Annotated in this window: 12 protein-coding genes and 6 tRNA genes; 12 read left to right on the plus strand and 6 right to left on the minus strand. The window is 41.4% G+C overall.

Annotated elements, in window-relative coordinates; genetic code table 11:
* Nucleotides 1–222: 222 nt before the first annotated feature.
* The 4 genes from ushA (at nucleotide 223) to Q7674_RS10590 (ending at nucleotide 4,264) form a co-directional block, all read left to right on the plus strand.
* Complete coding sequence (gene ushA, locus Q7674_RS10575; protein WP_045065611.1) at nucleotides 223–1,896, plus strand: bifunctional UDP-sugar hydrolase/5'-nucleotidase UshA; 1,674 nt, start codon at nucleotides 223–225, stop codon at nucleotides 1,894–1,896.
* A gap of 207 nt (nucleotides 1,897–2,103) precedes the next feature.
* Nucleotides 2,104–2,583: a Cys-tRNA(Pro) deacylase gene (gene ybaK, locus Q7674_RS10580; protein ID WP_008986321.1), complete on the plus strand. Its 480-nt coding sequence runs from the start codon at nucleotides 2,104–2,106 to the stop codon at nucleotides 2,581–2,583.
* A gap of 40 nt (nucleotides 2,584–2,623) precedes the next feature.
* Nucleotides 2,624–3,538, plus strand: coding sequence for a LysR family transcriptional regulator (locus tag Q7674_RS10585; RefSeq protein ID WP_045065613.1), 915 nt, complete (start codon nucleotides 2,624–2,626; stop codon nucleotides 3,536–3,538).
* 111 nt (nucleotides 3,539–3,649) lie between these two features.
* Nucleotides 3,650–4,264, plus strand: coding sequence for a LysE family translocator (locus tag Q7674_RS10590; RefSeq protein WP_045065615.1), 615 nt, complete (start codon nucleotides 3,650–3,652; stop codon nucleotides 4,262–4,264).
* 57 nt (nucleotides 4,265–4,321) lie between these two features.
* Here Q7674_RS10590 and smrA read toward each other — a convergent pair whose 3' ends face one another.
* Complete coding sequence (gene smrA / locus Q7674_RS10595; RefSeq protein ID WP_045065617.1) at nucleotides 4,322–4,906, minus strand: DNA endonuclease SmrA; 585 nt, start codon at nucleotides 4,904–4,906, stop codon at nucleotides 4,322–4,324.
* A gap of 146 nt (nucleotides 4,907–5,052) precedes the next feature.
* Nucleotides 5,053–5,193 (minus strand): DUF3149 domain-containing protein, encoded by a 141-nt coding sequence (locus Q7674_RS10600; protein WP_023933279.1) that lies wholly within the window; start codon nucleotides 5,191–5,193, stop codon nucleotides 5,053–5,055.
* A gap of 268 nt (nucleotides 5,194–5,461) precedes the next feature.
* On the opposite strand from Q7674_RS10600, the gene Q7674_RS10605 reads away from it, so the two are divergent.
* The 6 genes from Q7674_RS10605 (at nucleotide 5,462) to Q7674_RS10630 (ending at nucleotide 6,143) form a co-directional block, all read left to right on the plus strand.
* Nucleotides 5,462–5,538 (plus strand) — tRNA-Pro (locus Q7674_RS10605).
* 42 nt (nucleotides 5,539–5,580) lie between these two features.
* Nucleotides 5,581–5,657: transfer RNA gene (locus Q7674_RS10610), tRNA-Pro, on the plus strand.
* 41 nt (nucleotides 5,658–5,698) lie between these two features.
* A tRNA-Pro gene (locus Q7674_RS10615) sits at nucleotides 5,699–5,775 on the plus strand.
* A 41-nt stretch (nucleotides 5,776–5,816) separates the two neighbouring features.
* A tRNA-Pro gene (locus Q7674_RS10620) sits at nucleotides 5,817–5,893 on the plus strand.
* A gap of 41 nt (nucleotides 5,894–5,934) precedes the next feature.
* A tRNA-Pro gene (locus tag Q7674_RS10625) sits at nucleotides 5,935–6,011 on the plus strand.
* Between the two features lie 42 nt (nucleotides 6,012–6,053).
* Nucleotides 6,054–6,143, plus strand: a tRNA-Pro gene (locus Q7674_RS10630).
* 76 nt (nucleotides 6,144–6,219) lie between these two features.
* On the opposite strand, the gene Q7674_RS10635 is transcribed toward Q7674_RS10630, so the two are convergent.
* Nucleotides 6,220–7,110 carry a TraB/GumN family protein gene (locus tag Q7674_RS10635; protein WP_045065619.1) on the minus strand — a complete coding sequence of 297 codons (891 nt, stop codon included), beginning with the start codon at nucleotides 7,108–7,110 and terminating at the stop codon, nucleotides 6,220–6,222.
* 190 nt (nucleotides 7,111–7,300) lie between these two features.
* The gene (locus Q7674_RS10640; RefSeq protein WP_439788123.1) at nucleotides 7,301–10,243 is read right to left on the minus strand and encodes a cation transporter; all 2,943 of its coding nucleotides are present in this window, start codon (nucleotides 10,241–10,243) and stop codon (nucleotides 7,301–7,303) included.
* 119 nt (nucleotides 10,244–10,362) lie between these two features.
* Between Q7674_RS10640 and cueR the strand changes: the two genes are divergently transcribed.
* Nucleotides 10,363–10,758, plus strand: coding sequence for a Cu(I)-responsive transcriptional regulator (gene cueR / locus Q7674_RS10645; protein WP_023933276.1), 396 nt, complete (start codon nucleotides 10,363–10,365; stop codon nucleotides 10,756–10,758).
* 36 nt (nucleotides 10,759–10,794) lie between these two features.
* Here the strand turns inward: cueR and Q7674_RS10650 are convergent, their stop codons facing one another.
* Together Q7674_RS10650 and Q7674_RS10655 are read right to left on the minus strand one after the other, a co-directional pair.
* Nucleotides 10,795–11,232 (minus strand): hypothetical protein, encoded by a 438-nt coding sequence (locus tag Q7674_RS10650; RefSeq protein WP_045065623.1) that lies wholly within the window; start codon nucleotides 11,230–11,232, stop codon nucleotides 10,795–10,797.
* A complete protein-coding gene (locus tag Q7674_RS10655; RefSeq protein WP_305423708.1) occupies nucleotides 11,219–11,887 on the minus strand; it encodes a winged helix-turn-helix domain-containing protein in 669 nt (222 codons plus the stop codon). The genes Q7674_RS10650 and Q7674_RS10655 overlap by 14 nt, the downstream gene beginning before the upstream one ends.
* A gap of 732 nt (nucleotides 11,888–12,619) precedes the next feature.
* On the opposite strand from Q7674_RS10655, the gene Q7674_RS10660 reads away from it, so the two are divergent.
* Nucleotides 12,620–13,636: an OmpA family protein gene (locus tag Q7674_RS10660; protein WP_045065628.1), complete on the plus strand. Its 1,017-nt coding sequence runs from the start codon at nucleotides 12,620–12,622 to the stop codon at nucleotides 13,634–13,636.
* Nucleotides 13,637–13,788 lie beyond the last annotated feature (152 nt).

Genomic DNA, 13,788 nt, shown 5'->3' on the forward strand with positions numbered 1-13,788 from the left:
ATAAACAATAGTTTTGAAATCTACGAAGTGATCCCGTTAACAAAAATTTAAAATAGAAAAGTCATACGTTTTTATTTATATAAACTGACGATTCTGGTCACATTGTTTTACTTCTAAGTACATGCTTTTGTGGTGAAAATGTGACCATATAAATTGTTCCGGTTTAGCGAAAATACAATTACGCTTGAAATCGCCATTAGAGAATATTTTAAGGTGGATACCATGAAGCAACGCCTATTTGCTAAAACAGCATTAAGCGCCGCTCTACTTGCTCTTCTTTCTGGTTGTGCAACAACAGCGGAAAACGCCTCTCCAGCATGGGATGCTGATACTACTTATCGAATCACTATCCTTCATACTAACGATAACCATGGTCGTTTCTGGCAAAACCAGAACGGTGAATATGGTATGGCTGCGCGTAAGACGTTAGTTGATCAGATCCGTGCCGAAGTAGAAGCACAAGGTGGTACTAGCTTATTGCTCTCTGGTGGTGATGTGAACACAGGTGTTCCAGAATCCGATCTGCAAGATGCAGAGCCTGATTTCAAAGGTATGAACTTGATCGGTTACGATGCAATGGCATTAGGTAACCATGAATTTGATAACCCACTTGAAGTATTACGTAAGCAAGAAGAATGGGCGAACTTCCCAATGCTTTCTGCCAATATCTACGACAAGAACACGGGTAAGCGTTTATTCCAGCCGTACCAAATTTTTGAGCAGCAAGGCATTAAAATCGCTGTGATTGGTTTAACCACAGAAGATACAGCAAAGATTGGTAACCCAGAATACATCGGTGGTGTTGAGTTCCGTGATCCAAAAGCAGAAGCGAAGAAAGTGATCGCAGAGCTTGAGAAAACAGAAAAGCCGGATGTGATCATTGCAGCAACGCACATGGGCCACTATGAAAACGGTCAGCGCGGTATTAATGCACCAGGTGATGTGGCACTAGCACGTTACCTTAATGAAGGTGATTTAGACATGATTGTGGGTGGACACTCACAAGAGCCTGTTTGTATGGAAGGCCTGAATGTTGCTAATAAAGACTTCCAACCAGGTGATAAGTGTGTACCGGATCAGCAAAATGGTACGTGGATTGTGCAAGCGCACGAATGGGGTAAATACGTAGGTCGTGCTGACTTTGAATTTAAGAACGGTGAATTATCACTGGTGAGCTATGATTTAGTGCCAGTTAACTTGAAGAAGAAAATCAAGTTAGATGACGGTTCTAGCAAACGTGTGTTCATCCAAGATGAAATCGCACAAAACCCAGAAGTGTACAACTTCCTAAAACCTTTCCAAGAGCAAGGCCAAGAGAAGCTAAATGTTAAGATTGCAGCATCTAACGGTAAGTTAGAAGGCGATCGTAACGTGGTTCGTTTTAAGCAAACTAACCTAGGTCGCTTAATTGGTGCATCACATATGGAGCGTGCGAAAGCTGATTTTGCTGTAATGAACTCTGGTGGTGTGCGTGATTCGATTGAAGGCGGCGACATTACTTATAAAGATGTGCTGATCGTACAACCATTTGGCAACATCGTGACTTACACAGATATGACGGGTAAGGAAGTATTGGATTACCTAAATGTTGTCGCGACTAAGCCTGTTGATTCTGGTTCTTACGCACAGTTCTACGGTATTTCAATGACGGTTGAAAACGGTCAAGTAAGTAACGTGAAAATTGGTGGTAAGCCATTAGATATGAATAAGACGTACCGTTTCACCGTACCTAGCTACAACGCCGCGGGTGGTGATGGTTATCCGAAAATCAATAACCACGATGGTCACGTAAATACAGGCTTTGTGGATGCAGAAGTACTGAAACAATACTTAGAAACGCATTCACCAATTGATGTAAACAAGTTCGCACCAAAAGGTGAGATTGTTTATAAGTAAGCCGTAATCGTAGTTTGATAAAGCGCACCTTGAACTGTTCAGGTGCGCTTTTTTGTTATACGAATTTGCTGTGCTATAGCTCAGTTGTATGAACTAGCGATATAATCAGGATTGGTAAACAGATGTTCTTAATTTCTTTGATAGCGCTTTTGGCTATATGGGGGAATTAACCACAGCTGTTTGAGTGAAACAGAGAGCGAAATCATCATGACTCCAGCGATTAAATTAGCGAAAAAACAAAAAATATCTTACCAAGTGCATCAGTATGATCACGATCCTGCAAACACCAATTTTGGTCATGAAGCTGCGGAAGTTCTGGGTATCGATCCTAACCGTGTATTTAAGACATTATTGTTTTCGCTAAATGGCGATCCTAAAAATCTTGCGGTGGCAGTTGTGCCAGTCTCTGGAATGTTAGATTTGAAAGCTGCTGCAAAAGCCGCTGGTGGTAAAAAAGCTGAAATGGCAGATCCCAAATTAGCTGAGAAAGTAACAGGCTACATCGTGGGTGGCATTAGCCCATTAGGTCAGAAAAAGCGTTTACCGACTTTAGTTGATAGCGGGGCAGAAAATTTTGACTCTATCTTTGTCAGTGCGGGTCGTCGAGGTTTAGATATTGAACTTGCAGCGAAAGATCTTGTTGCCTTAACGGGCGGTAAATTTGCCGACATCGGTAAAGCCGAGTAATACATCGAGCTCGCTCAATACGGATAGAGAGTGAAAAATTGTGTCAGTGCCGAATTTAAATTTATTACGAACCTTACATGTGTTGTTGGATGAATGCCATGTAACCCGTACCGCTGAGCGTTTACACATCACGCAGTCGGCGGTGAGTCGGCAACTGACACAATTGCGTGAAATCTTTTCTGATCCTCTATTAGTACGAGAGGGAAATCGTTTATTACCCACACCTCGTGCCTTATCGCTTCAACAAAAAATCACTGAATTACTTGCCGATTGTGATGCTGTTTTTGAGCCAGAGCAATTCACCCCGCAAGACTGGCGTGGCAAGGTGGTTTTATCATCGTCTGATTATGTTGCCCAATATATTTTCCCAGATATTGTTGAGCTATTAACTACCCAAGCACCACAGGTTGATGTACGTTATCAGTTATGGTCTCCAAGTTATACAGAGCAATTGGGCGATCTTGATATTCAGCTTGTTTCCACTATGGCACCTGCTATTCCTGATGGCTTATCAGGTGTGCAAATCGGTACTGATCAAGCGGTATGTGTAATGAGTCAACATCATGTGTTAGCAAAGCAATCGTCATTAACTCTTGTTGAGTTCACCGCTTATAAACATGTTTCAGTTAACGGTGGTGGTGATAAAGATAGTTTTGTCGATACCCAGTTACGTTCGCTGGGTTGTGAGCGTCACATTCACACCTTAGTACCTTTTTTCGGATCGGCCCTCAATACGATTTGTCGTACAGATATGTTACTGGTGATCCCTGAGCATATTGCTGCCAACATGCAACGTTTTTACGATGTGGTGTATAAGCCGTTGCCATTTCCGAGTGTACATAATCACTATTGGCTACTGTGGCATCCTAAATATGACAATGAGTTGTCTCATCAATGGTTACGGGAGCGTGTGCTAACGTTAATGAAGACATCCATGTATTCCATGACTCAGTAACTGTATTATTTCACGGCAAGGCTATGATTTTAGATCATGGCTTTGATGATATCTTTTGATTTCTACTTATGTCTCTCGCTTGGTAAGTTGATACCAACGAGGAGAAATATTATGACAATCATGGTTTGGCTTTCTTTATTATTAATTTGTCTACTAGGGGCTATGTCACCAGGGCCCAGTTTAGCGGTAGTGGCGAAACATAGTTTATCTGGCGGTCGTCAGCATGGTTTGGTAACCGCTTGGTCTCATGCCTGTGGCGTTGGGTTATATGCTTTGTTAACTCTGTTGGGGTTAGCTGTGGTCTTAAAGCAATCACCTACGTTATTTAATGTGATTAGCTATGCTGGTGCTGGTTACTTAGCGTATTTAGGGGTTAATGCATTACGTTCAAAAGGGGGCGTGGCTGAAAAATTAGCTGCAGGTAAGCCATCATCATTGTTTGAAGCAGGCCGTGATGGTTTGATGATTTCGTTATTAAATCCTAAATTAGCCCTTTATTTTCTCGCTTTGTTTAGCCAGTTTGTTGCATTAGGCAATGAGCTAAGTAGTCAAATAGTGATTGTAACGACACCATTACTGGTTGATGGGCTATGGTATACCCTTGTTGCTTGTGTACTTTCTTATCCTAAAGTGTTGCAAGCATTACGGAGCCGAGCGCAATTGATTGATCGGTTATCTGGCGTGGTGTTGATTGCGTTGGCGTGTCGGGTACTTTGGTCGGTTTGAGTGTCTGAAGATATAAAAAGAGCGGTGTTTAACCGCTCTTTTTGTTTATTGGATCTGTTATGAGCTGCAACGATTTAAGTGACGCTCACGTGTTTCCAATTTCTTTTCAGGGCTTTTTTTAAGCATCACATACAGCGCACCTGTACCACCATGTTGGCGTTGGGCTGAATGGAAACAAAGCACATCGGAAATTTGCTCTAACCATGTAGTGACATAGCTTTTCATCAATGCTGGTGGGTTTGAACGCTCACCTTTTCCGTGAACAATGATCACTGTGCGAATATCTAAACGCTGGGATTGTTTCAGAAAAGTAAGGATCTCATCACGGGCCTGTTGAAGTGACTTCTTATGAAGATCCAATCGCCCCTGAATATCGTATTTACCTTGGCGCATTTTACGGAACACGGCTTCTTGTACCCCGTCTCGCTTAAACTCGATCATATCATCAGGTTTCACCATAGTAGCGTTATCTAATGATAGGTACTCAGAGTCACTTTCTGCCAAGCTTTGAGCGGCAATACGGCGCGCTAATTGCGATTCAGACACTGTGTATTTTTGCGAAATGGTCACCGTGTCTTGTTTGATTGGCGCAACATCGGCCATCATCTCTTTAAAAAGATCGAATTCATTATTATCTGACATAGGACTTTCACTTTAGGAACCGATGACTTTGATTATACAAGTGCAACCAGATCTTGCCTAGCTGAAGGAAAGGGATAAAAAAGAAGAAAAAGACCAGGGCCAAAGAGAGAAAGCCCTGGATGCAATATGCGTATTGCTAAATGTTGCTAGTGAGGAGGATTTGCTGTCGATGCTTTGTAAATGAAGTAGCCGCCAAAAAATAACATGAGTCCGAGGGCACCAAAAATCACAAGCATAGAAGCTAATCCAATACTGTTTCCAAATAAAAGATCTAACCAGAAGTCCATGTGTATCCTTAGTGTGTCGAAGTGATGGTTGTTATTTAAACAATGTGACGTTTGTGTTTTCATGATCTAGAACAAGAGTAAAAAGGCTGTTTCATTGTTGTATGCAGTAATGCGCTTTGGATCACTTAAGTTACCGAAAAATCGCAATTTTGCTCGCTTGGTGAGCAAAAGAATTCGTTACAAAAAAAAATACCGTATAGGGGTTGATAAAAACAATTTCGGGAGTATTATAAGCGACCTCAACGGCGCAGAGCGTTGTTGGTTTCGTCGGTGAATAGCGCAGTTTGGTAGCGCATCTGGTTTGGGACCAGAGGGTCGGGGGTTCGAATCCCTCTTCACCGACCACTATTTCAAGTAGTGGTATAAAAATACCGTTACTTACAAAGTCGGTGAATAGCGCAGTTTGGTAGCGCATCTGGTTTGGGACCAGAGGGTCGGGGGTTCGAATCCCTCTTCACCGACCACTATTTCAAGTAGTGGTATGAAAATATCGTTACTTACAAGTCGGTGAATAGCGCAGTTTGGTAGCGCATCTGGTTTGGGACCAGAGGGTCGGGGGTTCGAATCCCTCTTCACCGACCACTATTTCAAGTAGTGGTATAAAAATACCGTTACTTACAAGTCGGTGAATAGCGCAGTTTGGTAGCGCATCTGGTTTGGGACCAGAGGGTCGGGGGTTCGAATCCCTCTTCACCGACCACTATTTCAAGTGGTGGTATGAAAATATCGTTACTTACAAGTCGGTGAATAGCGCAGTTTGGTAGCGCATCTGGTTTGGGACCAGAGGGTCGGGGGTTCGAATCCCTCTTCACCGACCACTATTTCAAGTAGTGGTATGAAAATACTGTTACTTACAAAGTCGGTGAATAGCGCAGTTTGGTAGCGCATCTGGTTTGGGACCAGAGGGGCGGGGATTCTTGAACTATTAAAAACCAGCTCTTCACCGACCACTTATTAAGAAGCCTCGTCAAAGGACGGGGCTTTTTTACATTTGATGTCTTTCATTATCTTGGTGAATAATCATGGCTATGATTGACGGATTGTTTCCCAGTCTTCACATTGTGCAGTTGTACCTTTCGTGATCCGCTCTACTGTAAAGCCCGCTTGCTTCATTAATGCTGGTAGCCCTTGCTCACCAATTAAATGAAATGCACCAACAACAACCATAAAGCGTCCTGATTGGTAGTCAGGTGATTGGGTTAAGGTTTCAGCCCAGTGGCGATTGCGAGCAAAGATCAATGCTTCGTTTGTTTCTGGATCATATTGGGTGTCATTGAATAAGGTGGTGAATTTTTCACTATCCCCTTGTTTCCATACATCCACAAGACACTGTAAAGAGGCTTTAGTTTGTTGCCAGTGGTCAATTGTTTCAAGCAACATGCCATTACCGTTGTGTGGTAGGTTTTGTAGTAAGTTTAATTGATACTCTACACTTTCTAATGATTTGATAGGAATATGCTGTTCTTCTGCTCGCTTTAATAAAACGTAATCAATACCTTGATCTGTTGATAGATTTAGCTGTTTAGCGAGTGTTAATTGAAGGTAAGTCGCTGTTAGCCAAGGAGGCTGACTTGTGAGCAGTTTATAAGGTAGCGAGAGAGATTCTGCGATAGTTTTAAGCTTTTCTAACTGTTCATTATTTAGCGTTTCTTGAGTATAGGGCGGTTTTTTATTCTGAGTTGCAGGTGCGCTATGCTGCAAAATATTCGCTTCAACAACGAGTGCATCGGCCTTTTTCCATTGGGATAAAAAAGCTTGAGGTAAGGGAAACATCTCTTTTTCGCCCGCATGAATGGAACCCAATACATAAAATTGGCGATGGTTATCATAGATTTTCCAAACAATGGGCTCTGCCAGTGCGTGGTGAGAAATAAAAGGAATTAGTAGTAAGGCTTTTGAAAGCAAAGACTTAATCATTATTTATCTTGTTCCTAAAAAGAAATGCTTTCTTAGTTATAACAAAATATTTGAGTTGCGTAACAAAAAGGCTACCGAAGTAACCTTTTTATTTGTGGGTTCTTGTTAGTTCGATTGGTGAATACTTGGATGAAGCCAGAACCACCAAACAATAAATGCGATAGCTGCAATACCGAGTAATAAAAACATATTATTTATCCTCTGTTACTTGAGGCTGATAACTTGGTTTAAATAAACGTAAGCGATTGGCATTGGTTACTACGGTAATGGATGATAACGCCATTGCAGCACCAGCAATCACTGGGCTTAATAATGCCCCTGTGAGAGGGTAGAGCACACCAGCTGCGACTGGAATACCTAAGCTATTGTAAATAAAAGCACCAAATAGGTTTTCTTTCATATTACGTAAGGTTGCTTTTGATAGTTCTAGCGCATCAGCGACACCATGAAGAGAGTGACGCATTAAGGTAAACTGGGCACTTTCAATCGCCACATCTGTACCGCTACCCATCGCAATCCCTACTTCAGCTAAGGCCAATGCAGGGGCGTCATTAATGCCATCACCTACCATTGCAACACGTTTACCTTGTTGCTGAAGTTGCTTGATTTGTGCCGCTTTTCCATCAGGTAATACGTCAGCAACAACGTCGTTAATACCCAGCTTATTAGCAATAACCTGCGCAGTTTTATAGCTATCGCCAGTTAGCATTACAACCGTTAAGCCCATGTCTTGCATACGTTTTACGGCACTTAATGAGTCGCTACGTAGCGGATCGCTAATACCAATAATGCCAATTAACTGATTGTTTTGCGCTAAATAAACCGATGTTGCACCTTGTGCAGCAATACGATCAAAGTCATCTTGTACCTGACTGATTTCGATATTGTGTTTAGCCATGAGTTTTTCGTTACCCAGCATAACAGATTGCGTATTGACGATACCTGAGACACCCATACCCGCTGTTGCTGCAAAATCACTGACTGGTGAGAGTGTTAATCCTTTTTGTTTTGCTGATTGAATAATGGCATTGGCTAAAGGATGCTCTGAGCCTTGCTCTAAACTTGCTGTTAGTTGTAGCAGCTGATCTTCGTTTAAGTTGTTATAGCTTTGAATGCTCACAACTTGTGGTTTACCTTCAGTAAGCGTGCCTGTTTTATCTAATACAACAGTATCGATATTCGCAGCTTGCTGCATTGCCTCTGCATCACGAATTAAGATCCCGAGCTCAGCGGCACGACCAACCCCGACAGTGACAGACATTGGCGTTGCAAGGCCAAGTGCACAAGGACAAGCGATGATCAGAACGGTAGTTGCGGCAACTAACATATACGCCGACGATGGTGCAGGACCAAAGTAATACCAAACCATTGCGGTAATTATGGCAATGATCATCACGCTTGGTACAAAGATGCTTGAAATAGTATCGGCTAAACGTGCAAGAGCGGGTTTACTGCTTTGTGCTTGGCGAACTAGCTGGATAATACGTGCCAACATGGTATCGCTACCAATATGCTCGGCTTTAAAGAGTAATGAGCCTTGTTGGTTTATCGTACCTGCCCGAACGTTATCCCCAGTTTGCTTATGTACAGCCAATGGCTCACCAGTCAGCATGGATTCATCAATATAGGTATTGCCTTCAATCACAACACCATCAACAGCCACTTTCGTACCAGGACGGAGACGTAAGATCATATTGCTTTTAACATCACTTAGTGGGCGCTCTGATTCGATGCCGTTTTCAACCACGATAGCGGTTTGAGGTTGTAGATCGATAAGACGCTCTAAAGCCTTGGATGTTTGGCTACGAGCACGTGCTTCAAGTGCATGACCTAAGGTGATTAAACCTATAATCATGGCTGTGGCTTCGAAGTACACATGGCGAGCAGCGGTTGGAAACATATCAGGCTTAAGCACAACTAACATTGAAAATAGCCAAGCAGCACCTGTTCCTAGCGCGACTAACGTATCCATAGTGGCGCGGTGGTGTTTAAATGCTTTCCAACTATTGATATAGAAATCTTTACCAACAGTTACGAGCAATAATAGGGTTATTAACCCAACAAATCCCCATGCTAATTGGCTGGTGGTTGAGTCGATCATCATACTGCCGCCAAAGATCCCCCAAGCCATCATGGGTACGCCTAAACTTAATGCAATACATGCATTTCTTAGGTGCGTTTTGAAGGTTTGGGTATTTTGCTCTTGTTGACGTTGGCGACGAGTTTGCTCATCTTCGCTCACTTCTGCGCCATAGCCTGCATCTTTAACCGCTTGGATCACTTGCTCAATATTCGGACTACCAGCTATTAAAGCAGTACGTTCAGCTAAGTTAACGTTAACACTTTCTACGCCTGCAATCGGTTTTATCGCTTTCTCAACAGATGCGACACAGCTTGCGCAAGTCATGCCAGATAGTAGTAACTGTTGTACGTTATTCGTTGTTGGTTTTACTGCTTCAGATTGTGAATGTTCTACTGTTAATGTTGGCTCCGTTCCTTCATTCTCCTCAAGTACTTTCGATACCACCGTGTTTGGGTCATTGAATGTGAGGAGTTGCTCAGCGTGATAGCCTGCATCGGTAATGATCGCAATCACATCAGAAGCGGAGTGCGTTGTGAGTAGTTTTGCATGGGTTTTATCTAGCTCAATGATTTCGATATTACCCGCTTCATTGAATTTATCTGTCAGCTTGGCTACGCATCGACCGCAAGAAAGCCCTGATAGAGAAAACGTTAATGTATGTGCAGTAGGTTCAGATACAACCTGATAGCCCAAGGATGAAATGAGATCTGTAAGTGTTTGCTCACTTAATGCTCCCGTTACATCTGCTTGTTGTTTGGTAACGGCATAGTTGAAGATATCATCGCGTTGACTGAAGGCATTTTCAACTTTTGCTACGCAGCGACCACAAGATAAACCTGATAGTGGTAATTGGTAATTAAAGCCAACTTGATAGCCTAAGCTTTTGATTTTTTTGTAAATAGCTTTAAGTGGACTATCGCTACTTAGCGTGATTTGTTTGGTATTAATATCGATGATCTGGCAGTCAGGCAATTGTGCTAATGCAGAACGAATTTTCCCTACACAATTCATGCAGTGGACGTTAGCAAGTGGGAGAGTAATGGTATTCATTGCGAGCCCTTACGCCTTAAAGTAATAAAGAATAGACTAAGGATAAACCTTCTAGTTACTGTAGGGTCAAGGGCTGTTTTCGTTATTTATAATAATAAAAGAAAGATAAGGGGATAATGATGATTAATATTAGTGAAGTGGCTGAAAAAACAGGCTTAACAGCGAAAACAATTCGTTTTTATGAGGCCAAGGGTGTTATCTCTCCAGCTCCTCGAGGAGCAAATGGTTATCGCTATTACAACCAAAGCCATATTGCAGAGCTATTACTTATTAAGCGTTCACGCATGATTGGTTTTTCATTGGATGAATGCCGAGAGTTATTAGCGTTATCAACTGATACAGGACGTCAAAGCCGTGATGTGAAAGAAAAAGCACAGCAGAAACTAAAAGAGATTGATAATAAAATTAATGAATTGCTGCAAATGAAGAAGACGCTAGAAGCGCTAACAGCGAAGTGCCCTGGTGATAAAACCGCAAAATGCCCGATATTGGAAGGACTAACACAACAAGAATAAGCAGGCGCTACGAAATAGCGCCTATGCTAGGGTGATTTATGAACCACTGTCAGTCATCGCAAGTGTGCCGTCATAAGGGATCACTTGTAATTTAGGTTTCGGTTTTGCGCTATACATGACGAATTGATCTTTATTCAATCGTTTGATGGATAGTTGATACCAGAAACGTTTATTGACCATATTTAAGCTTTCAATGGCAGAATCTGTGATTTTCTTTGTGTGATCTTCATTACTTGTAACTAAAACCGCCGCATTACCAAAGGCATAAAAGTAAAGACCTTTTAATACGGTATAGCCGTTATCTTGCTTCGGATCAGGATAATCAATCAGTGTGTATTGACCAAACTTACAGCTGCCAAATTGCTCATGTCCTGGAGAAACCAGCTTGTAGTTAAAATCACACCCCATGCCGTTAATAATAGGAAATAGCATTAGCGCGATTAATGCCATGATCAGGTATTTAATTTTTTTCATGTAGTTTACCTGTTGAATCTATGTATACCGTGCCTTTAGTCGGCATATCTTTTGGCAACTCATTTAAGTTAAGGAGCTCAATGTTACCACAGATTTGCTGATTATTAACGGATACGCAGGGCGGTGATTGCCAACTGCTTGTCCATAAGCCAATCCACGCGAGTACTGCGATAATACAAGCACCGTAACCAATTTTGGCGAAATGAGATAATGGTGTGCTATCAACCACAACATCATCATTGTTATCTAGCGTACTTACCATTGTTTCATCTTTAGCTGTATTTGATGTTAGTGATGACACTTCCTCTGTAACAGACTCATCTTCAACGATGACTTCAGGCTGAATTTGCTGCTGTATAAAGGTGTTCTTAGCAATAGTGAATCCAGCACCTTTAATCGTAATGATAATTTCATTTTTTGTTTTAAAGGCTTTACGTAGGTTCGCAATAGCAACGTTTAATGAGTTAGGTACAACAACCTTGTCTGACCAGCCAATCTCTAACAGTTTATCTCGGCTAATAATTTCACCGCTGTTATCGATTAAATATTGCAGTATCTTTGTTTCGCTCGCACTCAGTTTAGTTGTGGTCTCAGGCGTAGAATAAGCGCTTTTTTGGGGCTCAAAGCAATCTTTACCCTGCTTATATATGATCATCGAGTTACCTATTTCACTATCAAGAAAAGACATGACGGTTTAGGTCGTGTCTTTTGTCATCTTTATCATTGTTATTATTTATAGTGCTAAATGCACTTATCTATGTACTTATATTTCACGACATCGATAAGGTGGGGTCTTTTAGCGATTAGCAAGTATTCATGAAGCATTCATCAGGATGTTTTGCGCTTCAGAAAAAACAAAAAACATTGTTTTTCTTTATTACTAGCGCTGATGCTAACAAAAAAATTTATTTATGGAAGGGATAATAAAACGAACAAGAAGGGATTGGTGTGGATAAATTTACATTGAATTGTTTTTTAGCTAAGTAGGGAATACTTAATTTGAACCTTTTTAGGTAAATAAAAAGAACAGAGTAATTATTGTTAAGTTTTTGTTTTTATTGTAATTATATTTTTTTATGTTTGTTTTTTATCTTTTTTTACCTTGGTTTTATGACATAAAATCGATTCTATTTTTCTTTATCCAATTTTTTTTCTGAAAGCGGAACTTTTCAGAAGTCATTTTTTTGACGTCAGTGAAAAAACCCCAAATAATTGTGAACATCATTTTTTATTACTTGCCAAGATGTCGTCTTCGTCACAAAATGCATTCCGTTCCTGACAATAACTGCTTTGCGATACACATTAAAAAAATAGTACGCACTAAGAAAAGCAGATTTATAAAAAGCAAAACTTAAAAAAGTTTAAGCATTACTCAATGGAGTTAAACATGAAATTGAAATCTCTATCTCTATCTGTACTAGCAGCTTTATCTCTAGGTGTTGCTACATCTGCAATGGCAGCTGATGCAACTACTAGCACTACAGTTACAGCACCTGCACAAACAGCACCTTCTTACGATCAATCTGGTTTCTGGGTTGGTGGTGCACTAGGTATGGGTTACGTATCTAACAGCGATATTTCTAAGTTCCCTGGTTCTGCAAACGGTGAAGCACCAAGTGTTAAACTAGACGCTGGTTACGACTTCAACAAGTACTTCGGTATTTACGGTAGCTACGACTACATGCACGATCTAGGTAACGCTGACATGCACCTAGCTACTTTAGGTCTAAAAGGTAACCTACCTCTAACTCAAAAACTATCTGCGTTCGGTAAAGTTGGTGCAACTTACATCTACGCTGATAACAAGAACTTTGCAGACAACGCGCTACACATGAAGTCTGACAGCTTCTCACCAACAGCTGGTCTAGGTCTGTCTTACCAAATCACTCACGCACTATCTACTCAAATCGGTGCTGATTACTACCAAGACCTACGTACTTCACACGGTCACGCTGATCTAACTCAAGCGTACTGGGGTATGACTTACAAGTTCGGTCAACCTGCAACTCCAATGGTTGTTACTAACAACGTTGAAGTTGTTAAAGAAGTAGCTGTTGAGTCTCAAGTACCAACTCGTTCTTCTTACGTTCTACCATACCAAAATGGTCAAACTAAGCTAAACGACTACGGCCGTTACAACCTAGGTGAAGTTATTGCAACTATGCAAGCTAACCCAGAAGTTAACGCTCAAATCATCGGTCGTGCAGACAAAGTTGGTTCTGCTGCAATCAACGAAAAAGTATCTGCAGAGCGTGCTGCAAACGTTGCTAACTACCTAGAAGCTAACGGTATCGACGCATCTCGTCTAACTGTTTCTTCTGTAAGCTACAACGATCCAATCAAAACTGACGCTGCTACTAAGACTAACTACGTACAACGTTCAGTACAGATCATCCTTAAGTAATTAAGACTGGTCACACCTATCTAGCGTTTTCTCGCTAAGATAAATTCAATGCTAGTGAGCTCTCACAAGCATTATTTTTCAAATCACATTCTCATTAGCTCACTTTTATTTAGTCGCTCTATGCGGAGGACGCTCTACGATTATTCGTTAGC

The organism is Photobacterium leiognathi (assembly GCF_030685535.1).
In the GTDB taxonomy this organism is placed as follows: Bacteria; Pseudomonadota; Gammaproteobacteria; order Enterobacterales; family Vibrionaceae; genus Photobacterium; species Photobacterium leiognathi.